The organism is Photobacterium sp. Alg240-V54, assembly GCF_900537155.1.
GTDB lineage: Bacteria > Pseudomonadota > Gammaproteobacteria > Enterobacterales > Vibrionaceae > Photobacterium.
The window spans coordinates 24454-47317 of sequence record NZ_UNRL01000012.1; the positions used below are offsets into that span (position 1 = coordinate 24454).

Sequence of the window (22864 nt, forward strand, 5' to 3'; positions counted from 1 at the left end):
TTAATACATTCCTTACACTGATAATCCGGGAAATAGCCCTAGCACAATCACAGCTAGAGCAATATAGCGTATCATTTTCCCAATAAAAATAGCGACAGCACACCACCAAAACCGCATGCGCAACCACCCAGCCGCTAAGCATAATGGATCACCAATAATTGGCATCCAGCTTAAAAATAAGCTCCAATAACCGTATTTCTTTAGCCATAATAATGCTTTATTACTGTGTTTATTATCCACCGTTTTATCCGGCAGTAATAAACCTAACCAATAATTAGTCAGTCCACCAAGGGTATTACCGATTGTCACCACCGCCACAATTTGCCAAATCGGGTTATCCCCCATTTTTAAAGCGGCAATTAAATTAGCTTCTGAACCACCGGGTAACAACGTCGCACTTAAAAAACCGGTCGCAAACAGTACCCATAATCCAAGATCACCATTAATTAATTCTGTCATCGAGCGGTTATCTCATAAGTTAATGCTTTAAAGACGAAATGCAGCTCGAAACCCTAGCTACAATAATATAAATTATTTGATTTTGATAATAATACTAAGCTGATTAATAGTCTGTTATTTAATCTTTATTTAACTCTGACAATAGTGGCACCAAGGCTGTTAACTACAGCATGGTGATCTAATAAGCAGCAGAATTATGATTAAACAACGCAGAAATGATATCGAGACTAAAATGAGGGTATAAAAAAAGCCCAGCCTAAGCTGAGCTTTTAAATGATGGTGCGCGCGGGAGGATTCGAACCTCCGACCGCCTGGTTCGTAGCCAGGTACTCTATCCAGCTGAGCTACGCGCGCACTAAATCGGTGTAACAGTAACAAGCATTGAGGCTTATCACTTTAAATAATGGTGCGCGCGGGAGGATTCGAACCTCCGACCGCCTGGTTCGTAGCCAGGTACTCTATCCAGCTGAGCTACGCGCGCACTGTGTTTCTTTTAAGACAACATCTTACTAGAAACAATTCCTTTTAGCGATAAAAAGGAATAATGCAATCGTCAAACCTTACCTTGCGGTAATTTTTAACAACTTGCAAAAGAATGGCGGTGAAGGAGGGATTCGAACCCTCGATACGGGATAAACCGTATACTCCCTTAGCAGGGGAGCGCCTTCAGCCTCTCGGCCACCTCACCACACAAATTGGTATAAGTAACAAGTTAATGACTATAATCAACTCATCGCTTAAATAATGGTGCGCGCGGGAGGATTCGAACCTCCGACCGCCTGGTTCGTAGCCAGGTACTCTATCCAGCTGAGCTACGCGCGCACTGGGTGTTTCTTGCTAAAGAAAACACCATATTGATATCAACATCGTTGCCATCAATAAAGAATGGCGGTGAAGGAGGGATTCGAACCCTCGATACGGGATAAACCGTATACTCCCTTAGCAGGGGAGCGCCTTCAGCCTCTCGGCCACCTCACCACACAATTCGGTGCAAGTAACAAGTTATATTAGCTGCTAAAGGCTAACATGACTCATTGCTTAAATAATGGTGCGCGCGGGAGGATTCGAACCTCCGACCGCCTGGTTCGTAGCCAGGTACTCTATCCAGCTGAGCTACGCGCGCACTGTGCTTTACTACCGTTACATTATCCCAAATTAAGATAATTAAATCAATAAGAAAGCGTTCACAATATCCATTAAAAAATAATGGCGGTGAAGGAGGGATTCGAACCCTCGATACGGGATAAACCGTATACTCCCTTAGCAGGGGAGCGCCTTCAGCCTCTCGGCCACCTCACCGTCTTGTGGAGGCACATATTACTGTTAGACCAAAATAAGTCAAACACTTTATTGATAAAAACCAACACTTGCCGCACGAATGCACACTTAGTAAGCAATGCGATAATTAATGCAACGTAACTAATGAAGTATTCATTTCTTAGGCTTAATAACAACGCTTAAAACTCACTAATAACAACGGCATCTTATCGTTACTAGATCGGTATTACTTTGCTGCAGACACAAAAAAGGCCAGGATAAATATCCTAGCCCTCTTCGAATTAGTAGTTACCAGTACTCGGAGTACCAGATTCTTTTTCAGCTTGAATTCGCATATAAATTTCTTCACGGTGAACAGATACTTCTTTAGGTGCATTTACACCAATACGTACCTGATTTCCCTTAACACCAAGAACAGTAACGGTTACTTCGTCACCGATCATTAGAGTTTCACCTACACGACGTGTTAAAATTAGCATTCGAGTGCTCCTTGAGTAATCTCAGTCTTATAAGAATTTAACGTTTTTTATCCAATAAAATCACAATTTCATAAATAGCCGTGGCTCAAGAAACAGCAAGATGCGATAGATTACCTAAACACTGGCCATCAACCACAAATTTTTCATGGATTAAATCAACAGCTGCAAGATGGTCATCTTCATTAATCAATAAAGATAAGCACTTCTTATCGCCCTGATATGTATGCACTATAATGCCAGCCTCTCGCAGTACCATTTGAATACACTCCAAATGTTGCTGAATATCCTTTCCTATCAAAGAAAGTATAGAGACCATACCAATATGGCGCATTTTGCTATCAAACACTAGCCTTAAACGCGCTAAATCATCATTAGAAATAACGATTTGTGATATATCATCACTAGAATTAGTTGATAAATTCCAAGCTGTCAAACCATATAACCCCAGCTGCTCATTTAGAACAGTGGCTGGTAGTGTGATATTAACTAAAACCTGCTGCCTTTGAAGTGCAACGCCAATGATGTTTTGATTACTCATCACATCAAAATTGACTAACGTCCCCTCTCCTTCTTCAAATGAAGAAAGAACACGTAATGGAACGCGATGTTGGCATGCATACTCTACAGATTGTAATTGTAGCACTTTTGCCCCTAAGCGCGCCATGCAAGTCATATAATCAAAATGAATCACATCCAAACGCGTCGCACTTGGTACAATTCTTGGATCTGTTGAGTATACGCCATCAACATCAGTAAAGATCTGGCATTCATCTGCTTTAAGCGCACTCGCAATAGCAACCGCAGTCGTATCAGACCCACCACGGCCTAAGGTTGTGACATTGCCATCAATGTCACGTCCTTGAAAACCGGCCACGACAACAATGTTGTCTTGGCCTAGTAATGTGGTCATATGCTGGGTTTCAACCTCATGGATCGTGGCATTATTAAAGTTATTATCCGTATGAATAACAACTTGATCAGCCGTCAATGAGATCGCGCTATAGCCGCGTTTATTCAACGCCATAGCTAATAAAGCAATTGATACCTGTTCTCCCGCTGCCAGTAAAACATCCAGCTCACGAGGTGTCGGTATCGCATCAATCTGCTTAGCTAAGCCTAATAAACGATTCGTTTCACCGGCCATAGCAGACAATACAACTACAACTTGGTGGCCACACTGGCGAGCTTTTATCACTCGCTCAGCAACCGCTTCTATTCGCTCAATACTGCCGACCGATGTGCCACCAAATTTTTGCACTAATAGTGCCACATTAGATCTCCAGTGATTACAGTTTTTCAGCAAGCCATGGTGCAACAGTGTCTAATGCTGCAGGCAATGCTGCTGCGTCAGTACCACCCGCTTGTGCCATATCAGGACGACCGCCGCCTTTACCACCAACTTGTAATGCCACCAAGTTAACTAGCTCACCTGCTTTTACTTTGCCAATTAAATCTTTAGTAACACCAGCAATTAGGCCTACTTTATCTTCGCTAACGTTACCTAATAGCACTACACCGCTACCTAGTTGATTTTTTAGTTCATCAACCATGCCACGTAATGCTTTGTTATCAGCACCGTCAAGTTGGGCAATTAATACCTTAACGCCATTAATTTGTTGGGCTTTATTAATCAAGCTTGCGCCTTCTTGCGCGGCTAGCTTGTCTTTTAATTGTTGAATTTCTTTTTCTAGTTGTTTGCTGTGTGACACTAACGCATCGACTTTGCTAACTACAGAAGCAACGTCAGACTTCACTAAGCGCGCTGTTTTCGCTAGCATCATATCTTCATCATGCATTGCTGCAATCGCACCAGCGCCCGTTACCGCTTCGATACGACGAATACCTGCAGCGATACCACTTTCAGAAACAATCTTAAATAGACCGATATCACCAGTACGGTTAGCGTGAACACCACCACATAGCTCAGTCGAGAAATCACCCATGCTTAACACACGAACTTGGTCATCGTACTTCTCACCAAACAATGCCATTGCGCCTTTCGCTTTCGCAGCTTCAATGTCCATGATGTTAGTATCAATGCTATGGTTTGCACGAATTTGCTCGTTGACCATATCCTCAACAGCACGTAACTGCTCAGGTTTAACCGCTTCTAGGTTTGAGAAGTCAAAACGCAGGCCGTCAGCTTTTACTAATGAGCCTTTCTGAGCAACATGATCGCCCAAAATAGTGCGTAGCGCTGCGTGCATTAAGTGAGTTGCTGAGTGGTTTAAGCTAATCGCTTGACGACGCTCTGAGTCAACAGCAGCAGTTAGTTGCTGACCCACAGTTAGGGAACCTTCAACTAATTGACCTTTATGGCCAGTTGCAGCACCAAACTTTTGCGTATCTGCAACGTTAAACACTACGCCTTCAGCCGTTAATAAACCGCTATCACCACATTGACCGCCTGACTCTGCATAAAATGGTGTATTTGATAATACCACTAGTGCATTGTCGCCAGCATTGATGGCATCTACAGCATTACCGTCACGGTATAGTGCAACAACAACACCTTCACCATCTGTTGCGCTGTAACCACAGAACGTCGTTTCAGCATCAACTTTGATTGCGTCATTGTAATCAACGCCAAAGTTGCCTGCGTCACGAGCACGTTGACGTTGAGCTTCCATCGCAGTTTCAAAACCGTCTTCATCGATTGAGAAACCACGCTCACGCGCAACATCGTTAGTTAAGTCAGCAGGGAAACCGTAAGTATCATAAAGCTTAAATACTGTTTCGCCATCAAGTACGTTACCGTCGATGTTATCCAGTGCTTCATTAAGAATTGTTAGGCCACGCTCAAGTGTGCGGCTGAAGTTGTCTTCTTCAATCTTAAGTACTTTTTCGACTAGCTCTTGTTGTGCTTTAAGCTCAAGACCTGCAGTACCCATAATTTCAGCTAATGGCCCCACAAGTTTGTAGAAGAACACACCTTGTGCGCCTAACTTGTTACCGTGACGTACTGCACGACGAATAATACGACGTAATACGTAACCACGGCCTTCGTTTGATGGCATAACACCATCAGCAATCAAGAATGCACACGAACGAATATGGTCAGCAACAACGCGTAGTGATTGATTAGACAGATCGTCATAACCAATAACAGCCGCAGCTTCTTTAATTAGGGTTTGGAAAATATCGATTTCATAGTTTGAGTGTACGCCTTGCATAATTGCGGCAATACGCTCAATACCCATACCTGTATCTACAGATGGCTTAGGTAGCGGTTCCATTGTGCCGTCAGCTTGACGGTTGAACTGCATAAATACGTTATTCCAGATCTCAATGAAGCGGTCACCATCTTCTTCTGGCGTGCCAGGACGGCCACCCCAGATATGATCGCCGTGATCGTAGAAAATTTCAGTACAAGGACCACAAGGACCAGTGTCGCCCATTTGCCAGAAGTTATCAGAAGCAAACGGTGCGCCTTTGTTATCACCAATACGTACGATGCGATCAGCTGGAATACCAATTTCTTTATTCCAGATTTCAAACGCTTCGTCATCACTTTCATAGATAGTAACCACTAAACGATCTTCAGGAAGCTTAAGCTCTTTGGTTAGAAACTCCCATGCATAGCCAATCGCGTCATGCTTAAAGTAATCGCCAAAGCTGAAGTTACCTAGCATTTCAAAGAAAGTATGGTGACGCGCTGTAAAACCTACATTTTCAAGGTCGTTATGTTTACCACCCGCACGAACACAACGCTGAGCGCTTGTCGCACGTGTATAGTTACGCTTCTCAAGACCAAGGAATGTATCTTTAAATTGGTTCATACCTGCGTTAGTGAATAACAACGTTGGGTCATTCGCAGGAACTAGAGATGAGCTTTCCACGATCTGGTGGCCTTTGCTCTCGAAAAACGCAAGATACGCGCGGCGAATCTCATCAGTGCTCATGTACATTGGCAAATCCTGAATTAATGCTTGAAATAGAAGGACAGAAAAACACCCAATGGCGATTTTCTTCGGTAACCGTTTAGGCCTTTAAACATAAGGCTCAATCAACAGTCACCGTCTAGTAATAAAGCTAAGATAAATTTTTTGGGGGCTATTGTAAAACAACGGTAGCTATTACGGGAAATGATATGTGGCAAAATGTATCAAATAATCGCCGTTAGTTTGCTACCTACAAGCTCACTCCCCTTGTAACCTATTCATATAACATATGAACTCACGCTGCTAATGGCGATAAATTAACGATTATTTATTAATTTCGTTATCTGACAATCCTTGCACAGAATGCAGTAGCGACGCCACAATCGAATCGCTATCGATACTTTCACCGTTTAATACCCGCGCCAGAATATCACTCGCAAACTGTTGCGGTGAAATCACAATGTCAGGATTAACGCTTTTCACTTTATTGATATTTTTACTTTCGTTAACCAATGCCACGGTGCGCGCTGAGCTGGCTAATTCAATCGCTGATAATACAATAAATGCGTTATCAGCATCATCATCACTCAATGCCAGTATCGCCTTGGCATTCATCACCCCAGCTTGCGTTAAAATAGCACCATCACTGTAATCACCCACAACCACATCTAGCCCTTCTAATTGATCTTTTGCCACTTGCTGTATGCGAGGTGAAACAATAATCGTAATTGGCTGTTTACGCTCTGTGAGCTGTTTAATGGTATTAATGCCAAGGCTTGATAAGCCACAAATTATAAAGTGATTAGTACGATCCATTTTTTTGCTATTACCTTTAACAAGTCGTTCAAAACCACTATGAACAACAGGGCCTAACACTGATGTTGCCGATGTGGCAAACACTGTAATACCAGACACAATGACCGAAATGGTAAACAATCGAGCTGGCTCTGTAACCGGTACGATATCGCCATATCCTACTGTCGACATGGTTTCTATCGCATAGTAAAACGCGGTCAATAAACTGGTGATTTTAGGATTAAATCCGTCGCCAAAATATAATGCGCCATAAGTAGAAGTTAATAATAAAGTGATCACACTAATTAACGCAAAAATACTACCGGCAGCAACACTGCTTTTAGAAAAATATTTCCGCACCATAAATAACAAAATTAATGACGCGATACCGTAATGAATATTATGGGTTTGCTGAGGATGAATGTGCGCGGTATAAAAGATATTGATCAGCATTAATGTAAAACTGATCATCCATGAAATTCGCGCCCTGAAAAACAGCCCCACCGAACTCATCACAATAAACACCCCTAACATAAAGTAAGGCGCGTTAGTTAAAAAACTGACGTTAATTTGGTCGTAGTTTCGAACATTAAATAATGTAAGCAGGTTAATTGGTAAGCCATAGATTGTATGAAAAATAAGGCCGCTATTACCTAAAACAAATACTGCCACAAAAATATGGCGCAGAGTGTAAAGCCACTCGGTAAACCGTCGAATGGTTTGCCCTACCCAACGTATCCACGACACGTGTTCTTTCATTATAAATATGCCTAGTTAATGAAATTAATAACTCAATTGAATAAAAAATATAAAGCAAAAACGTTTAGTTAGCATATTAAAGCAGAAAACAGCCTCGGTTTGCGAATTAAAGTTAATGTTGATTAATACAAAAAATGTCATAAAAAAACCCAGCACAAAGGCTGGGTTAAAGTATGTATTGTTTTAGCCTACAAGGCGAATGCGTTTAATTAAAAAGCATCACCGTCTTCAGCAGCAGATGTTTCACTGTCTTTTTGCTCTGATTCAACGGCTGGACTTAATAGTAAATCACGTAATTTTTTATCTAATTCCGCAGCTAGCTCTGGGTGATCAGCAAGGTACTTAGTAGAGTTAGCCTTACCTTGACCAATTTTGTCACCATTGTAGCTATACCAAGCACCTGCTTTGTCAACAAACTTGTGCTTAACACCAAGATCAATCAGCTCACCTAAACGGTTAAAGCCTTGACCATAAAGAATTTGTGTTTCTGCTTGCTTAAATGGTGCCGCAATTTTATTTTTAACAACCTTAATGCGGGTTTCGTTACCTACCACTTCATCGCCATCTTTAATTGCGCCAGTACGACGAATATCAAGACGAACAGAAGCGTAGAACTTCAACGCGTTACCACCTGTTGTGGTTTCTGGATTACCAAACATCACACCAATTTTCATACGGATTTGGTTGATGAAGATACACATACAGTTAGACTGTTTAAGGTTACCAGTTAACTTACGCATTGCTTGCGATAGCATACGTGCTTGCAGACCCATATGAGAGTCACCCATTTCGCCTTCAATTTCAGCCTTTGGTGTTAAAGCAGCAACCGAATCGACAACAATTAGGTCAACAGCACCTGAGCGTGCTAGTGCATCAACAATTTCTAATGCTTGCTCACCAGTATCAGGTTGAGAAACAAGAAGTTGGTTAATATCAACACCTAACTTTTCAGCATAAATTGGATCGAGAGCGTGTTCTGCATCGATAAATGCACACGTCTTACCTGCTTTTTGAGCCGCTGCAATTGTTTCTAAGGTTAGGGTTGTTTTACCTGATGATTCTGGACCGTAGATTTCTACGATACGTCCCATTGGTAAGCCACCAGCACCTAATGCAATATCAAGTGATAATGAACCCGTTGAAACGGTCTCGATATCCATAGTACGGTTATCGCCCAATTTCATGATTGAACCTTTACCGAACTGTTTCTCAATCTGGCCTAACGCTGCGGCAAGAGCCTTCTGCTTGTTGTCGTCCATTTGACTCTCCAACGGATGCTAAAATAAAGTGACTAAACTGGGTATGAGACTTAGTATACTGTCTATTCATACAGTGTCTAGTTCTGGTTTAATTTTTTTTGTTAAATACAATTTTTTAAGAATAATATCACTGTGCTATGACTTGCTTAACTCGCTCAATCAACCCTGACAACGCTTCAGCAATCGCTTGTTGTCTCACCGCTTGGCGTGAACCATTAAATAAACAGCAGCGTGTTTGTTGCCATCCTGTCGCATCAGCCCAAGCGAACCATACTGTACCAACTGGTTTTTCATCAGTGCCGCCGTCAGGTCCTGCAATACCACTGATAGCAACACTGATATCTGCTCGAGAAGCGGCTAAAGCGCCACATGCCATTTCAAATACTACCGCCTCACTGACAGCACCAAACTCAGTCAGCGCTTGCTCGGTAACACTTAGCATTTGCTGCTTAGCTTCATTGCTATAAGTAATAAATGCACGATTAAACCAGGCAGAGCTTCCTGGAATATCGGTTATAGCAAATGAAACCCCACCTCCGGTACACGACTCTGCGGTGGTTGCGATCCATTTTTTTACTGTTAATACCTGACCAAGTTCAACAGCTAATTGTTCGATATTTGTCATTGATGCCTCCAAGCGGGTTACCCATTACGGTATTTAACATATTGAGCGGTAAGCGTTAACTTTACGCTTGTTAACGACCATTGCAAAGATGATAAAAAAACTCTAATGGTTACTTTGCCCGATCCACTGATTCACGTATCCTTAAGCTTCATTATTTAATTGGTCGAGCTACCTTAAGTGGCCGACGTTGAACCAGCAAGAGTAGGCAATATCGTGACGATAAAAGGCTTAGAAAAACATACTCCTATGATGCAGCAGTTCCTTCGAATCAAAGCTGAAAACCCTGATATTTTATTGTTTTACCGCATGGGCGATTTCTATGAGATGTTTTTTGATGATGCCAAGCGAGCTTCACAACTACTTGATATCTCTCTGACAAAACGTGGTGCGACCAACGGTGAACCGATTCCGATGGCGGGTATTCCTCACCATGCAGCTGAAGGCTATCTGGCTAAATTAGTTCAGCAAGGGGTGTCTGTTGCTATCTGTGAGCAGATCGGCGATCCCGCGACCAGTAAAGGCCCAGTTGAACGTAAAGTTGTGCGTATCATCACTCCAGGTACAGTTAGTGATGAGGCGCTGCTTAATGAACGTCGTGATAATTTAATTGCAGCAATCTACACTGCTAATAATAAATTTGGCTATGCAACGCTTGATATTACCTCTGGCCGTTTCATGTTAACTGAACCTACGACTGAAGAAGAAATGCAGGCAGAACTGCAACGAACCAGTCCAGCGGAATTACTCTACCCTGAAGATTTTACTTATTTACATTTAGTTGAACCGTTTAAAGGTAAGCGTCGTCGCCCTATTTGGGAATTTGAACTTGAAACTGCGCGCCAGCAACTAACCTTACAATTTGGTACTCGAGACTTAGTCGGCTTTGGGGTTGAAAAAGCCAACCTTGGCTTATGTGCTGCTGGTTGTTTGATGCAATATGTCAAAGACACTCAACGTACTGCGCTACCTCATATTCGTGCAATCACTCTTGATACCCAAGATCATGCGGTTATTTTAGATGCTGCGACACGACGTAATTTAGAATTAACCCAAAATTTAGCTGGCGGCTTTGATAACACCCTCGCATCGGTATTGGATCATACCGCGACCCCAATGGGCAGCCGCTTATTGAAGCGCTGGCTTCACCAACCAATTCGCGATCAACAGCAACTGAATGGCCGCTTAAATGCCATTGAAGCGTTTAAAGATAGCGGCATGTTTGTTGATACCGCTATCGTATTACGTCATATGGGCGATCTAGAACGTATTCTCGCACGATTAGCGTTACGTTCAGCACGCCCACGTGATTTAGCCCGCATGCGTACCGCGATGCAATATTTGCCAGAACTGGCGCAATTATTAGCTGAAATACCCCAAGATCGCATTGCAGAATTAGCCCAGAATGCTGCGCCAATGGATGATCTGTGCCAATTACTTGAACACGCTATTATTGAAAATCCGCCCGTGATTATTCGTGATGGTGGCGTGCTCGCACCGGGATATAATGCTGAACTCGATGAATGGCGAGATTTAGCCGATGGCGCTAAACAATACTTAACCGATCTTGAAAACCGTGAACGTGAACGTCATGACATTGATAGCCTTAAAGTTGGCTTTAATCAGGTTCATGGTTTCTTTATTCAAGTCAGTCGTGGTCAAAGTCATTTAGTGCCTGAACACTATATTCGTCGTCAAACCCTAAAAAATGCTGAACGCTATATTATTCCTGAATTAAAAGAGCACGAAGATAAAGTACTCAATTCCAAATCAAAAGCGTTAGCGCTTGAGAAAAAATTGTGGGATGAGTTATTTGATCAGCTACTGCCGCATTTAGAACGGTTACAACTGGCAGCAAGTGCATTATCTGAATTAGATGTTCTGACCAACTTAGCCGAGCGTGCTGATAGCCTAAACTACTGTCGTCCACAGTTAACCACCACCACTGGCATTAATATTACTGCGGGCCGTCACCCTGTGGTTGAGCAAGTGCTAAGTGAACCGTTTATTGCTAACCCGATCGCGTTACACCAAGATCGTCGCATGTTGATCATTACCGGTCCTAACATGGGCGGTAAATCAACTTATATGCGTCAAACAGCCTTGATCGCATTATTGGCACATGTGGGTTCATTTGTACCAGCAGAGGCAGTAACAATCGGTCCGCTAGATCGTATATTTACTCGTATTGGTGCTTCTGATGATCTTGCTTCTGGACGCTCAACCTTTATGGTCGAAATGACAGAAACAGCCAATATTCTTCATAATGCAACTAAACATAGCTTAGTGTTAATGGATGAAATTGGCCGTGGTACCAGTACTTATGATGGTTTATCTCTGGCATGGGCAAGTGCTGAATGGCTAGCAGATAAAATTGCTGCAATGACATTATTTGCCACCCACTACTTTGAGTTAACCGAGCTGCCATCACTACTCTCTGGGTTGGCCAATGTCCATCTTGATGCGGTTGAACACGGCGACAATATTGCCTTTATGCATAGCGTTCAAGATGGCGCGGCTAGTAAGTCATACGGTCTAGCCGTGGCAAGCCTTGCTGGCGTACCCAAAGCCGTTATTAAGCGTGCTAAAATTAAGCTTAAGCAGTTAGAGGCACTTGGACACCAACAAGCTCAACAACCCGTTGTTGCAGGACAGCCGCCACGTGAGGAACATCAACTGAGCTTGATCCCTGAGCCAAGTGAAGTCGAAGAAGCACTGGCAAATGTTAACCCTGATGAGTTAACCCCTCGCCAAGCATTAGATGAGCTGTATCGCCTTAAAGCGTTAATACACTAATAGCTAATAACAAATATCACATTTTAAGCTCATAAAAAAAGGACGCTCGCGCGTCCTTTTTTATTGGCTATAAGATTTGCTCACGTAAAAGTAGGTTCAAAAAGACCGTGCGCATTGATATTCAACATAGCAGTTGTTTATGATAGTTGTTGGTTAAACTTCTTGGTTAAATAAGGATTCAATACTTAACCCCTGGTGGATTAGCATGTCGCGTAAACGACGTAAACCTTCGACCTGAATCTGGCGAACACGCTCACGGGTTAAGCCAATTTCTCGACCCACATCTTCTAATGTTGATGCTTCATAGCCCAATAAGCCAAATCGACGCGCCAATACTTCACGCTGTTTTGGATTCAGCTCTTGTAACCAATGTACTATCGAGTTCTTAATATCATCATCTTGAGTCGACGTTTCAGGGCTACCGCCTTTTTCATCAGGAATAATGTCTAATAGTGCTTTATCAGAATCGCCACCGATAGGATTATCAACCGAACTCACTCGTTCATTAAGACGCAGCATACGGTTAACATCATCCACCGATTTTTCAAGTTGCAGTGCGATATCTTCAGCCGTTGGTTCATGATCAAGCTTTTGTGCGAGTTCACGTGCCGTACGTAAATAGACATTAAGCTCTTTCACTACATGAATAGGTAAACGAATAGTACGGGTTTGGTTCATGATCGCCCGTTCAATAGTTTGACGGATCCACCATGTTGCGTAGGTTGAAAAACGAAAGCCTCGTTCTGGATCAAATTTCTCAACCGCACGAATAAGCCCAAGATTACCTTCTTCAACCAGATCAAGTAACGCTAAACCACGATTACTATAGCGACGTGATATTTTGACCACTAAACGAAGATTACTTTCAATCATGCGTTTTCGTGACACTTCATCACCACGCAGGGCACGGCGAGCATACAACACTTCTTCTTCAGCAGTAAGCAAAGGAGAATATCCAATTTCACCTAGATAAAGTTGTGTTGCATCAAGCGCTTTAGCGTTGGTCTCATATTTGGAGATATCAACATCTTCACTCGATGTTGACGTATCAGAATTATTATCAGTTGGCATCACTAAGCTGTTAAGCTCAATGCTGTCATCTAATGTCAATGATTCAAGTTTTTTGGCTGTGCTGCTTCTACTCATAGCGCCTCCCAGATGGCGAGTTAAAGACATTACAACTTCATGATGTCATCTCTAATTTGTACGTTTCTCACTATTTTTATTATGGCTTGCTACTTGGGAAGAAAGCGCATTGGATCAACTGACTTACCTTTATAACGAATCTCAAAGTGCAACCTAACGCTTGATGCACCCGAACTACCCATAGTAGCGATTTCCTGGCCAGCTTTAACTGACTGCTGCTCTTTGACTAATATTTTATCGTTGTGGGCATAAGCACTGAGATAATCTTCACTGTGCTTTATGATCACTAAGTTACCATATCCTCGTAATGCATCGCCGGCGTATACCACTTTACCTGCGGCTGTGGCTCGAATTGGTGTACCGCGAGCGGCAGTAATATCGATACCTTTGTTGCCATTATCTGCACTAGAGAACCCTGCAATAACTTTACCTTTTACTGGCCAAGCCCAGCCAGAACTTGAAACTTGTACTGTCGGCTTAGCCACCGGCTTGGTTGGCGCTTTAGTTACTGGCTTGGTTGTTACAGGTTTGTTAACTTTTGAATTTCCAGAGTACTCTTTTGCTTTCGGCTTCGCAACTGGTTTGTTGGTTGTTTTTTGCACAACAGGTTTAACAGCGACAGGTTTGGCTACAGTATGGGTTACCGTTGGGGCTGTCGATGGCGCAACCAGTGGGGTTACAACCACATTACTATTACGTGAAGCTGTCGATGCGTAACTGTCTGCAACTGGAATCGCTAATTTTTGCCCTGGATAAATTGTATAAGGGCGAGGTAAGCGATTTAATTTGACGATATCTTTTACATCGCGATCAGTCATGTAAGAGATAAAATATAACGTATCACCCTTCTGAACGGTGTAATAACGGCCGTGAAAGCTACCACGCTGTAATTGAGAATAATCTTTAGCAAGATTTGAAACAGGAGCAGGCGTATGACTACTACATGCCGACAGCAGAGCTACACAGCTTACTGCTAGCAAAGAAGGTTGAATTATTTTTTTTATCATACGTTCAATACTCATGGTTTACGCCAAATCTCCAGCCACTAACGGCACAAATTTAACCGGTTCGATATTCGTTTCAATAAACTGCTCGCCATTGCGAACAATCAATTTTAACACTTGTTCAGAATAACCTACGGGTAATATCAAGCGACCGCCATCAGCAAGTTGATCTTTTAGGCTCTGGGGAACCTCACTTGGCGCGGCGGTGACAATAATAGCATCAAATGGGCCTTTACTTTCCCAGCCCTGCCATCCATCACCATGTTTGGTTGATATATTATACAGTTCTAACTGCTTAAAGCGGCGTTTTGCTTGCCATTGCAGGCCTTTAATTCGCTCTACAGAATAAACATGATCAACTAATTGTGCCAATACTGATGCTTGATAACCGGAACCGGTACCAATTTCTAACACCGAAGATTGCGGTGTCAGTGCTAATAGCGACGTCATTTTAGCAACAATATAAGGTTGTGAAATTGTCTGACCACTACCGATAGGCAGCGCATTATTCTCATACGCTTGATAAGAAAATGCTTCATCGACAAAAAATTCACGTGGTATTGCTGCAATCGCGCGCAACACCCGTTGATCAGTAATGCCTCTTTGGGTTAATAGTGCAATTAAATTATCAACTTGTCTCTGATAACGCATAGTTATCGGATCTCCACAACATGCATCCAGCTTTCTAACCCAGCTATGGCATCATGCGCAGTCAGGTCGACTTGCAACGGAGTGATCGATACTTCTCCGTGTTCAATCGCAAAAAAATCTGTTCCTGCTGCCGCATCTTGTGTGTCACCAGGAGGACCTAACCAATACAAGGGATTACCTCGAGGATCGGTTTTTTTGATCATACTGACAGCACGATGTCGAGCACCTAAACGGGTTATTTTCCACCCTTTTAATTGCTCAAACGGCACATCGGGAACATTAACATTAATTATTTTTTGAGTCGCTAATGGCTGGTTGATCATTTTTTCAATCAACACTTTGACCACTTGAGCGGCGGTGTCAAAGTGGTTATCGCCTACTAATGACACCGCAATCGCTGGTACACCTAAAAAGTAGCCTTCCGTCGCTGCGGCAACAGTGCCTGAATACAACACATCATCGCCAAGATTGGCACCATGGTTAATGCCAGTTACCACAATATCAGGCAACTCATCTAACCATTCAGTAAGCGCAAAATGAACACAATCAACTGGTGTACCTTGCACTGCAACCTTGTTATTACTTTGCTGACGAATACGTAGTGGGTAATCAATCGTTAATGAATTGGATGCGCCTGAACGATTACGATCAGGCGCCACTACAGTTACCTCGCCCAAGTCTGCTAAGACGCGGGCTAAGGTATTTATTCCTTCAGCAAAAATACCATCATCATTGCTGATCAGTATTCTCATCATTCATACCTTCTGATTCTAGCGGCATGATCAACTCACGCACAACCGAAGTCGCAAAACTACCAGCAGGCAAAGCAAAAGAAAGGATCACACCGTTATCATCAAACTGCCATTGCATATTCTGCGGCAATAATAATAATGGGCGGCGATCATGACGCATACGATTGTCACGAACGAGTGCCACTAACGCTGGCTCTTGCTCCACAATCGCCAGTTCAAATGCTTGTGCATCTGCTGTTGTCGGTAAGGCATTATCGCCCAATAATGGACCTGTAATTGCCACTTCAGCTTGCATAACTTGCTGCTGTAATTCAGGTGTAATTGTTTCTGCAATAAACGTACGCTCATCACCCGCCGCTTGTAGGCAATCACCTACCATTATTTCACGGGTGAGGTTTTGTTCGATACGGGCTGACAATACTTGGTTAAACATCCATGAACGTGCAGCAGATAAGTAAAAACTACGCTTACTCTTATCACGCACACGGAACTCGTTATTACCCCAAGCGCGCGCTTTAATGACGTTATTACCACCATGACCAAAACGTTGCTCACCAAAATAGTTAGCCACACCTTGTTGCTTAACAAGCTCTAAACGCTCAGCTAATGCTTGCGGCTGATCTAAATCAGTTAAGCGCAATTGAAACCAGTTACCTTGTAGATCACCTGGGCGTAACTTTTTGTCATGACGAGTCATCTCAAGCACTTCAATCCCTGGGTGCTCAGCTTCAAACTGACTTAAATCAGGATCGGCTTTACCCGGCAAATGAACACTGATCCACTGCTCAGTGACAGCGTGGCGATCTTTAAGACCAGCCCAGCTAACATCTCGTGATTTCACACCACACGCTTTGGCTAATTCATTGACTACGTATTTAGTGTTTTCGCCAGTTTTACGAATTTTAACCATCAAGTGCTCACCAGCACCACTAAAGCTAAAACCTAGCTGTTCGTTAACGATAAAATCTTGTGGGTTTGCCTTAATACTTCCTTGGCAAGTTGGTTGATCATGCAACCACTTAAAACAATCCATTACGTTAGCTGAGGTGTTATTTGTCGACATGGTGGGGTTATACCTTTTTAATTAAAACAACGGCTTCACAAGCAATACCTTCTTTACGTCCGGTAAAACCTAAACGTTCAGACGTGGTTGCTTTAACATTAACATTGGTAATATCAGTATCGAGATCTTCAGCGATAGCTTGGCACATTGCTTCAATATGCGGTGCCATCTTAGGTGCTTGAGCAATAATCGTCACATCGACATTACCCAGACAATAACCTGCAGCTTTGACTTTGTTATAAACATCACGCAGTAAGAAGCGACTATCAGCACCTGCCCACTCGGCGTCAGTATCAGGAAAATGACGGCCGATATCACCAGCGCCAATCGCACCTAATAGCGCATCGCAGACAGCATGCAAAGCAACATCACCGTCAGAATGGGCGATTAAACCTTGTTCATAAGGAACTGCAACACCACCAATAATAACCGGACCGGCGCCACCAAATTTATGCACATCAAACCCATGACCAATACGCATTAAGGTTGTTCCTTTAATAAAAGTTGTAAATAAAACTCAGCCAAGGCTAAATCTTCGGGCTGAGTCACTTTGAGATTATCGCTACGTCCGGTAACGAGCAGTGGTGTATGGCCACAAAACTCTAACGCCGAGGCTTCATCGGTTATGGTTGCGCCTTGCGCTAATGCCGAGGTTAACGATTGACGTAATAACCCGACGCGAAACATTTGCGGTGTCAGCGCATGCCATAAGTTGTCGCGATCGACCGTATGGCTGATCTGAGGCGGCGTTGAGTGATGGAGTCCACGCTTCATAGTATCACGCACTGGCGCGGCTAAAATTGCACCGCAGTCACTGGTGATCGCCGCGGTGATCAATGCCCGTAGGTCAGTTGAACGCACACAAGGACGCGCCGCATCATGCACTAATACCCATGCATTATCATTATCAATCGCGGCTAAGCCCGCAAACACTGAATCAGCCCGTTCGGCGCCACCATCAACCACAGTAATTCGCGGATCATTAGCTAACGCTAGTTGTGGAAAATAAGGGTCATCTGCACTGATGGCAATCACGACTCGTGTAATTTCCGTTAAGCTCAATAACCGATCTACGGTATGTTCTAAAATCGTTTTACCTGCAATATAAAGGTATTGCTTAGGACGATCAGCCGCCATACGACTGCCAACGCCAGCCGCTGGTACTACGGCAATAAATTCTTCAGTCATCATTAGACTTATTACTCACAACAGAAAACGCGGCTAATTAATTATTATCACCCAAAATACGAATAAAGGTTTCACCGGGCTTGATTAAGCCTAAATCATTCCGCGCACGTTCTTCTACTGCTTCTTTACCACCATGAAGATCTTTAATTTCTGCGTACATTTGTTGGTTTCGTTGTTGTAATTCAGTATTTGCCGCTTGTTGAAGGGCAACACTTTCTTTTACTGCGGTATATTCATTCATACCGTTTTTACCATCCCAAAAATCGTACTGCAGCCATGCTAAAACCACTAGCAGGATAATGATAAACAGACGCATGGTTCCCCTTTAAAATCAGCGCAAATGTTAATGCCAACAATATACATTCCAATCAACCACTCGGTGAATAATTGGAATAGATGCTACGGCAAGGTAATAATCCCATAATCGGCTTATTGTGACCACTATTATGGCTATTGAGTTGTTCCAGTGCTAGCTGCGTGTCATTTTTGCTGACAAATCAACCAAAAATCATTGATTAAGCGATATTTGTAGCACAGTCATTTTTTTACTTAAAAAAAAACCGCCTCCTAAGAGACGGTTTGATTTAGGCTAATTGAGCAAGCTCAATAATAGGCTTAGAAATTAAGCTTGGCCTTTAACTTCTTTAAGACCGTTGAAAACAGCACGCTCACCTAGTGCTTCTTCGATACGGATAAGTTGGTTGTACTTAGCAACACGGTCAGAACGGCTCATAGAACCAGTCTTGATTTGACCTGCAGCTGTACCTACCGCTAGATCAGCGATAGTTGCGTCTTCTGTCTCGCCTGAACGGTGAGAGATAACAGCAGTGTAACCAGCGTCTTTAGCCATCTTGATAGCAGCTAAAGTTTCAGTTAGAGAACCGATTTGGTTAAGCTTGATTAGGATTGAGTTAGTGATGCCTTTCTCAATACCTTCAGCGAAGATCTTAGTGTTTGTAACGAATAGATCGTCACCTACTAGTTGAATCTTGTCACCTAGTAGTTCAGTTTGGTGCTTGAAGCCAGCCCAATCTGATTCGTCTAGACCATCTTCGATAGAAACGATAGCTGGGAACTTCTCAGTAAGATCTTTCAGGAAGTAGTTAAACTCTTCTGAAGTGAATTGCTTACCTTCACCTTTAAGGTCGTAGATACCTTGTTCTTTGTTGTAGAACTCAGAAGCAGCACAGTCCATAGCTAGAGTAATATCAGTACCTAGCTCGTAACCTGCAGCTTCAACAGCTTCTTGAATAGCTTTAAGAGCAGCTTCGTTTGACTCAAGGTTTGGTGCGAAACCACCTTCGTCACCTACAGCTGTGCTCATGCCCTTAGACTTAAGAACTTTAGCTAGGCTGTGGAATACTTCAGAACCCATGCGTACAGCTTCACGAAGTGACTTAGCACCTACTGGCTGAATCATGAACTCTTGAATATCAACAGTGTTATCTGCGTGCTCACCACCGTTGATGATGTTCATCATAGGTAGAGGCATAGAGAACTGACCCGCAGTACCGTTTAGCTCAGCAATGTGCTCGTATAAAGGCATGCCTTTAGATGCAGCAGCTGCTTTTGCGTTAGCTAGAGAAACAGCTAGGATTGCGTTAGCACCAAAGTTAGATTTGTTTTCAGTACCGTCAAGGTCGATCATTAGTTGGTCGATTGCAGCTTGATCAGTCGCGTCTTTACCCATTAGTACTTCAGCGATTGGACCGTTTGCAGCAGCAACAGCTTTAAGAACACCTTTACCTAGGAAACGAGATTTATCGCCATCACGAAGCTCAAGAGCTTCACGAGAACCCGTAGAAGCACCAGACGGTGCAGCAGCCATACCAACGAAACCACCTTCTAGGTGAACTTCAGCTTCAATTGTTGGGTTGCCACGTGAGTCAATGATTTCACGAGCTAGAACTTTAACGATCTTAGACATTGTGTTTCCTCTGCTTTATCTTCAAATTAAAAGCTAAATAAAATAGCTGCAGCGAGAACTGCTACAGCTATCAGTAATCCTTACTTATCAGATTCACCGCGGTGATGTACACCCGCAGCTTTTACAAAACCTTCAAATAATGGGTGTCCATCACGAGGTGTTGAAGTAAATTCTGGGTGGAACTGTGCAGCAACGAACCAAGGGTGGTTCGGAATTTCAATAATTTCAACTAGCTTCTTGTCAGCAGACAAACCTGATACTTTCAGACCTGCTTTCTCTAACTTAGGCAGCAAGTTGTTATTAACTTCGTAACGGTGACGGTGACGCTCATGAATAGACGCTTGTGCGTATAATTCACGTGCTTTTGAACCATCTTGAAGATGACATAACTGAGAACCAAGGCGCATTGTACCGCCAAGATCAGATTTTTCAGTACGCTCTTCTACGTTACCATCGCCATCAACCCACTCAGTGATCAAGCCAACCACTGGGTGTTTAGTTTCAGCGCTAAATTCTGTTGAGTGTGCATCCGCCATGTTTGCTACGTTACGAGCAAATTCAATTAACGCGACTTGCATACCTAAACAAATACCTAAATAAGGGATTTTGTTTTCACGTGCATATTGAGCCGTCAGAATCTTGCCTTCAATACCACGATGACCAAAGCCACCAGGTACTAAAATTGCGTCTAGACCTGCAAGTACTTCAGTACCTTTAGACTCAACATCTTGAGAATCGATGTATTTAATTTGTACTGAAATACGGTTTTTCAAACCAGCATGTTTAAGTGCTTCGTTGACTGACTTATAAGCATCAGGTAATTCAATGTACTTACCAACCATACCAATAGTCACTTCAGCAGTAGGGTTAGCTTCTTCATAAATAACTTGTTCCCACTCAGATAGATCAGCTTCTGGTGCAGTAATACCAAAACGCTTACATACTAAGTCATCAAGGCCTTGTGCCTTAATAAGCTGTGGGATTTTGTAGATTGAATCTACATCTTTCATTGAGATAACCGCTTTTTCTTGCACGTTACAGAACAACGCAATCTTTGCGCGTTCGTTGGCAGGAATAACACGATCACTACGGCAAACCAAAATATCTGGTTGAATACCGATAGAAAGTAATTCTTTAACTGAGTGTTGCGTTGGCTTAGTTTTCACTTCACCAGCAGCAGCAAGATAAGGTACTAGCGTCAAGTGCATAAACATGGTGTTTTCACGACCTTGTTGTACTGCAAGCTGACGAATAGCTTCCATAAATGGTAGTGATTCAATATCACCTACCGTACCGCCGACTTCAACAATCGCGATATCATGACCCGCAGCACCAGCAATCACACGATCTTTAATTTCGTTAGTGATATGTGGAATAACCTGAATCGTTGCACCTAGGTAATCACCACGACGTTCTTTACGTAGAACATCAGCGTATACGCGACCAGCAGTAAAGTTATTACGCTTAGTCATTTTGGTGCGTATAAAGCGCTCGTAGTGACCTAAGTCAAGATCAGTCTCTGCACCGTCTTCCGTAACGAATACTTCACCATGCTGAGTAGGGCTCATTGTGCCTGGATCAACGTTAATGTAAGGGTCTAATTTCATCATGGTCACATTAAGACCACGTGCTTCTAGAATAGCTGCCAAAGATGCTGCAGCAATGCCTTTACCTAGAGAGGATACTACTCCGCCCGTAACAAAAATATAATTCGTTGTCATGTTAAACCTGGAAGATTGGTGTAGAGGATAAAGTGTATCTGGACGGGAAATTAGTATACCAGACACCATTTATCGCCACAACGTGAAAACTATCACACACCCCTAAGATTTTTTTTGTCTCAAATCAAGGAAGTGATTTGCGCCTAGTTTTCACCCCATTTCGCTGCTTTTGACCACTAAGTTTTCATACCTTTATAACATAGCAATTCTTAATGGGAATAGTTATTTTTTGCATTCATGCTGCTTTACTCTATTCCACTCAAGATCTAGCTCAGTTAATGAACATTGGTCTAAAGACTTACCTTGTTCTAGCACATTTTTTTCAACTTGGCGAAAACGTCGCTCAAATTTTTTATTGGCTTGTTGCAGTGCATGTTCTGGCTTTACATCGAGATGACGGCTTAAATTTACCACTGAAAACAGTAAATCTCCCATTTCCTCCGCGATCTTATGTTGCTGTTGAGGCGTTTGAATTACCTCTGCCATCACTTCATCCAGCTCTTCTTGTACTTTTTCAACCACAGGACCTAACGTATCCCAATCAAAACCTTGGCTAGCACAACGCTGCTGAATTTTATTGGCTCGTGTCAGGGCGGGTAACGCTAATGGAATATTGGCAAGCAAACTCTCATCTTGTGCCTTTTCGGCGCGCTCTTTGGCTTTTTCTGCTTCCCAGTTTTGCTTTACTGCCGCTTCATCAGCAAATTCAGCCTCACCAAAAACATGTGGATGACGACGAGTGAGTTTATCACTAATACCAGCAACCACATCATTAAAATCAAACAAGCCTTGTTCTTGGGCTAATTGGCTATAAAACACCACTTGAAATAATAAGTCACCAAGCTCTTCTTTAACATCACCCCAATTTTTTTGCTCAATCGCATCAGCCACTTCATAAGCTTCTTCAATGGTATAAGGAACGATTGAATCAAAATCTTGTTTTAAATCCCACGGACAACCTTGTTGGGGATCGCGCAACTGGGCCATGATTTTTAATAAACTATCAATATCAACGGCAGTGTTGTTAGTCATTATTGTCTTCCTTATATAAAAAAATAGGTAGCCGAGGCTACCTATTTCTGTA

The 22864-nt window shown here is 42.8% G+C and carries 20 protein-coding genes and 7 tRNA genes; 2 read left to right on the plus strand and 25 right to left on the minus strand.

Annotation, left to right across the window (positions count from 1 at the left end):
• Window positions 1-12: 12 nt before the first annotated feature.
• The 11 genes from G6R09_RS18300 to alaS all read right to left on the minus strand — a co-directional run bounded on the left by G6R09_RS18300 (window position 13) and on the right by alaS (window position 6118).
• Window positions 13-459, minus strand: a complete 447-nt coding sequence (locus G6R09_RS18300) for a YqaA family protein (RefSeq protein WP_065168365.1) — start codon at window positions 457-459, stop codon at window positions 13-15.
• 277 nt (window positions 460-736) lie between these two features.
• Window positions 737-813: transfer RNA gene (locus G6R09_RS18305), tRNA-Arg, on the minus strand.
• Between the two features lie 50 nt (window positions 814-863).
• Window positions 864-940 (minus strand) — tRNA-Arg (locus G6R09_RS18310).
• Window positions 941-1055: 115 nt separating this feature from the next.
• Window positions 1056-1147: transfer RNA gene (locus tag G6R09_RS18315), tRNA-Ser, on the minus strand.
• A 57-nt stretch (window positions 1148-1204) separates the two neighbouring features.
• Window positions 1205-1281 (minus strand) — tRNA-Arg (locus G6R09_RS18320).
• 64 nt (window positions 1282-1345) lie between these two features.
• Window positions 1346-1437, minus strand: a tRNA-Ser gene (locus G6R09_RS18325).
• Window positions 1438-1505: 68 nt separating this feature from the next.
• Window positions 1506-1582, minus strand: a tRNA-Arg gene (locus tag G6R09_RS18330).
• 84 nt (window positions 1583-1666) lie between these two features.
• Window positions 1667-1758, minus strand: a tRNA-Ser gene (locus G6R09_RS18335).
• Between the two features lie 260 nt (window positions 1759-2018).
• Window positions 2019-2216, minus strand: coding sequence for a carbon storage regulator CsrA (gene csrA, locus G6R09_RS18340; RefSeq protein WP_060999777.1), 198 nt, complete (start codon window positions 2214-2216; stop codon window positions 2019-2021).
• Between the two features lie 85 nt (window positions 2217-2301).
• The gene (locus G6R09_RS18345; protein ID WP_087845444.1) at window positions 2302-3486 is read right to left on the minus strand and encodes an aspartate kinase; all 1185 of its coding nucleotides are present in this window, start codon (window positions 3484-3486) and stop codon (window positions 2302-2304) included.
• Between the two features lie 16 nt (window positions 3487-3502).
• Window positions 3503-6118, minus strand: coding sequence for an alanine--tRNA ligase (alaS, locus tag G6R09_RS18350; protein ID WP_240345797.1), 2616 nt, complete (start codon window positions 6116-6118; stop codon window positions 3503-3505).
• On the opposite strand from alaS, the gene G6R09_RS19955 reads away from it, so the two are divergent.
• Window positions 6043-6201: a hypothetical protein gene (locus G6R09_RS19955; RefSeq protein ID WP_235859678.1), complete on the plus strand. Its 159-nt coding sequence runs from the start codon at window positions 6043-6045 to the stop codon at window positions 6199-6201. The two genes, alaS and G6R09_RS19955, sit on opposite strands and share 76 nt — an antisense overlap.
• 220 nt (window positions 6202-6421) lie before the next feature.
• Here the strand turns inward: G6R09_RS19955 and kch are convergent, their stop codons facing one another.
• The 3 genes from kch to pncC all read right to left on the minus strand — a co-directional run bounded on the left by kch (window position 6422) and on the right by pncC (window position 9535).
• Window positions 6422-7651: a voltage-gated potassium channel protein gene (kch, locus tag G6R09_RS18355; protein ID WP_065167896.1), complete on the minus strand. Its 1230-nt coding sequence runs from the start codon at window positions 7649-7651 to the stop codon at window positions 6422-6424.
• Window positions 7652-7860: 209 nt separating this feature from the next.
• Window positions 7861-8910, minus strand: coding sequence for a recombinase RecA (recA, locus tag G6R09_RS18360; RefSeq protein WP_065167895.1), 1050 nt, complete (start codon window positions 8908-8910; stop codon window positions 7861-7863).
• Window positions 8911-9037: 127 nt separating this feature from the next.
• The gene (pncC, locus tag G6R09_RS18365; protein ID WP_065167894.1) at window positions 9038-9535 is read right to left on the minus strand and encodes a nicotinamide-nucleotide amidase; all 498 of its coding nucleotides are present in this window, start codon (window positions 9533-9535) and stop codon (window positions 9038-9040) included.
• Window positions 9536-9748: 213 nt separating this feature from the next.
• Between pncC and mutS the strand changes: the two genes are divergently transcribed.
• Window positions 9749-12328 (plus strand): DNA mismatch repair protein MutS, encoded by a 2580-nt coding sequence (mutS, locus tag G6R09_RS18370; RefSeq protein ID WP_163923976.1) that lies wholly within the window; start codon window positions 9749-9751, stop codon window positions 12326-12328.
• Between the two features lie 153 nt (window positions 12329-12481).
• Here mutS and rpoS read toward each other — a convergent pair whose 3' ends face one another.
• The 11 genes from rpoS to mazG all read right to left on the minus strand — a co-directional run bounded on the left by rpoS (window position 12482) and on the right by mazG (window position 22812).
• Window positions 12482-13474 (minus strand): RNA polymerase sigma factor RpoS, encoded by a 993-nt coding sequence (gene rpoS / locus G6R09_RS18375; protein WP_163923950.1) that lies wholly within the window; start codon window positions 13472-13474, stop codon window positions 12482-12484.
• 89 nt (window positions 13475-13563) lie between these two features.
• Window positions 13564-14496, minus strand: a complete 933-nt coding sequence (locus G6R09_RS18380) for a peptidoglycan DD-metalloendopeptidase family protein (RefSeq protein WP_065167892.1) — start codon at window positions 14494-14496, stop codon at window positions 13564-13566.
• A 3-nt stretch (window positions 14497-14499) separates the two neighbouring features.
• Window positions 14500-15129, minus strand: a complete 630-nt coding sequence (locus G6R09_RS18385; RefSeq protein ID WP_065167891.1) for a protein-L-isoaspartate(D-aspartate) O-methyltransferase — start codon at window positions 15127-15129, stop codon at window positions 14500-14502.
• A gap of 2 nt (window positions 15130-15131) precedes the next feature.
• Complete coding sequence (gene surE / locus G6R09_RS18390) at window positions 15132-15881, minus strand: 5'/3'-nucleotidase SurE (protein ID WP_065167890.1); 750 nt, start codon at window positions 15879-15881, stop codon at window positions 15132-15134.
• Entirely contained in the window at window positions 15859-16914 is a 1056-nt protein-coding gene (truD, locus tag G6R09_RS18395) for a tRNA pseudouridine(13) synthase TruD (protein ID WP_065167902.1), read from the minus strand. The genes surE and truD overlap by 23 nt, the downstream gene beginning before the upstream one ends.
• A gap of 37 nt (window positions 16915-16951) precedes the next feature.
• The gene (gene ispF / locus G6R09_RS18400; protein WP_065167889.1) at window positions 16952-17425 is read right to left on the minus strand and encodes a 2-C-methyl-D-erythritol 2,4-cyclodiphosphate synthase; all 474 of its coding nucleotides are present in this window, start codon (window positions 17423-17425) and stop codon (window positions 16952-16954) included.
• Entirely contained in the window at window positions 17425-18132 is a 708-nt protein-coding gene (gene ispD, locus G6R09_RS18405) for a 2-C-methyl-D-erythritol 4-phosphate cytidylyltransferase (protein WP_163923978.1), read from the minus strand. The genes ispF and ispD overlap by 1 nt, the downstream gene beginning before the upstream one ends.
• Window positions 18133-18169: 37 nt before the next feature.
• A complete protein-coding gene (gene ftsB / locus G6R09_RS18410) occupies window positions 18170-18448 on the minus strand; it encodes a cell division protein FtsB (RefSeq protein WP_065167887.1) in 279 nt (92 codons plus the stop codon).
• Window positions 18449-18754: 306 nt separating this feature from the next.
• The gene (eno, locus tag G6R09_RS18415) at window positions 18755-20059 is read right to left on the minus strand and encodes a phosphopyruvate hydratase (RefSeq protein WP_060999801.1); all 1305 of its coding nucleotides are present in this window, start codon (window positions 20057-20059) and stop codon (window positions 18755-18757) included.
• An 80-nt stretch (window positions 20060-20139) separates the two neighbouring features.
• Entirely contained in the window at window positions 20140-21780 is a 1641-nt protein-coding gene (locus G6R09_RS18420) for a CTP synthase (RefSeq protein ID WP_065167886.1), read from the minus strand.
• A 222-nt stretch (window positions 21781-22002) separates the two neighbouring features.
• Window positions 22003-22812 (minus strand): nucleoside triphosphate pyrophosphohydrolase, encoded by an 810-nt coding sequence (mazG, locus tag G6R09_RS18425; protein WP_065167885.1) that lies wholly within the window; start codon window positions 22810-22812, stop codon window positions 22003-22005.
• Window positions 22813-22864: the final 52 nt, after the last annotated feature.

Bases quoted from the DNA above. Each gene is read 5' to 3' on its own strand.
- G6R09_RS18380 (WP_065167892.1), bottom strand. From the start codon at position 14,496: ATGAGTATTGAACGTATGATAAAAAAAATAATTCAACCTTCTTTGCTA.
- mazG (WP_065167885.1), bottom strand. From the start codon at position 22,812: ATGACTAACAACACTGCCGTTGATATTGATAGTTTATTAAAAATCATG.
- ftsB (WP_065167887.1), bottom strand. From the start codon at position 18,448: ATGCGTCTGTTTATCATTATCCTGCTAGTGGTTTTAGCATGGCTGCAG.
- rpoS (WP_163923950.1), bottom strand. From the start codon at position 13,474: ATGAGTAGAAGCAGCACAGCCAAAAAACTTGAATCATTGACATTAGAT.
- truD (WP_065167902.1), bottom strand. From the start codon at position 16,914: ATGGATTGTTTTAAGTGGTTGCATGATCAACCAACTTGCCAAGGAAGT.
- kch (WP_065167896.1), bottom strand. From the start codon at position 7,651: ATGAAAGAACACGTGTCGTGGATACGTTGGGTAGGGCAAACCATTCGA.
- eno (WP_060999801.1), bottom strand. From the start codon at position 20,059: ATGTCTAAGATCGTTAAAGTTCTAGCTCGTGAAATCATTGACTCACGT.
- ispD (WP_163923978.1), bottom strand. From the start codon at position 18,132: ATGACTGAAGAATTTATTGCCGTAGTACCAGCGGCTGGCGTTGGCAGT.
- ispF (WP_065167889.1), bottom strand. From the start codon at position 17,425: ATGCGTATTGGTCATGGGTTTGATGTGCATAAATTTGGTGGCGCCGGT.
- pncC (WP_065167894.1), bottom strand. From the start codon at position 9,535: ATGACAAATATCGAACAATTAGCTGTTGAACTTGGTCAGGTATTAACA.
- G6R09_RS18300 (WP_065168365.1), bottom strand. From the start codon at position 459: ATGACAGAATTAATTAATGGTGATCTTGGATTATGGGTACTGTTTGCG.
- G6R09_RS18385 (WP_065167891.1), bottom strand. From the start codon at position 15,129: ATGCGTTATCAGAGACAAGTTGATAATTTAATTGCACTATTAACCCAA.
- surE (WP_065167890.1), bottom strand. From the start codon at position 15,881: ATGAGAATACTGATCAGCAATGATGATGGTATTTTTGCTGAAGGAATA.
- G6R09_RS19955 (WP_235859678.1), top strand. From the start codon at position 6,043: ATGAGCTTTCCACGATCTGGTGGCCTTTGCTCTCGAAAAACGCAAGAT.
- recA (WP_065167895.1), bottom strand. From the start codon at position 8,910: ATGGACGACAACAAGCAGAAGGCTCTTGCCGCAGCGTTAGGCCAGATT.
- G6R09_RS18420 (WP_065167886.1), bottom strand. From the start codon at position 21,780: ATGACAACGAATTATATTTTTGTTACGGGCGGAGTAGTATCCTCTCTA.
- csrA (WP_060999777.1), bottom strand. From the start codon at position 2,216: ATGCTAATTTTAACACGTCGTGTAGGTGAAACTCTAATGATCGGTGAC.
- alaS (WP_240345797.1), bottom strand. From the start codon at position 6,118: ATGAGCACTGATGAGATTCGCCGCGCGTATCTTGCGTTTTTCGAGAGC.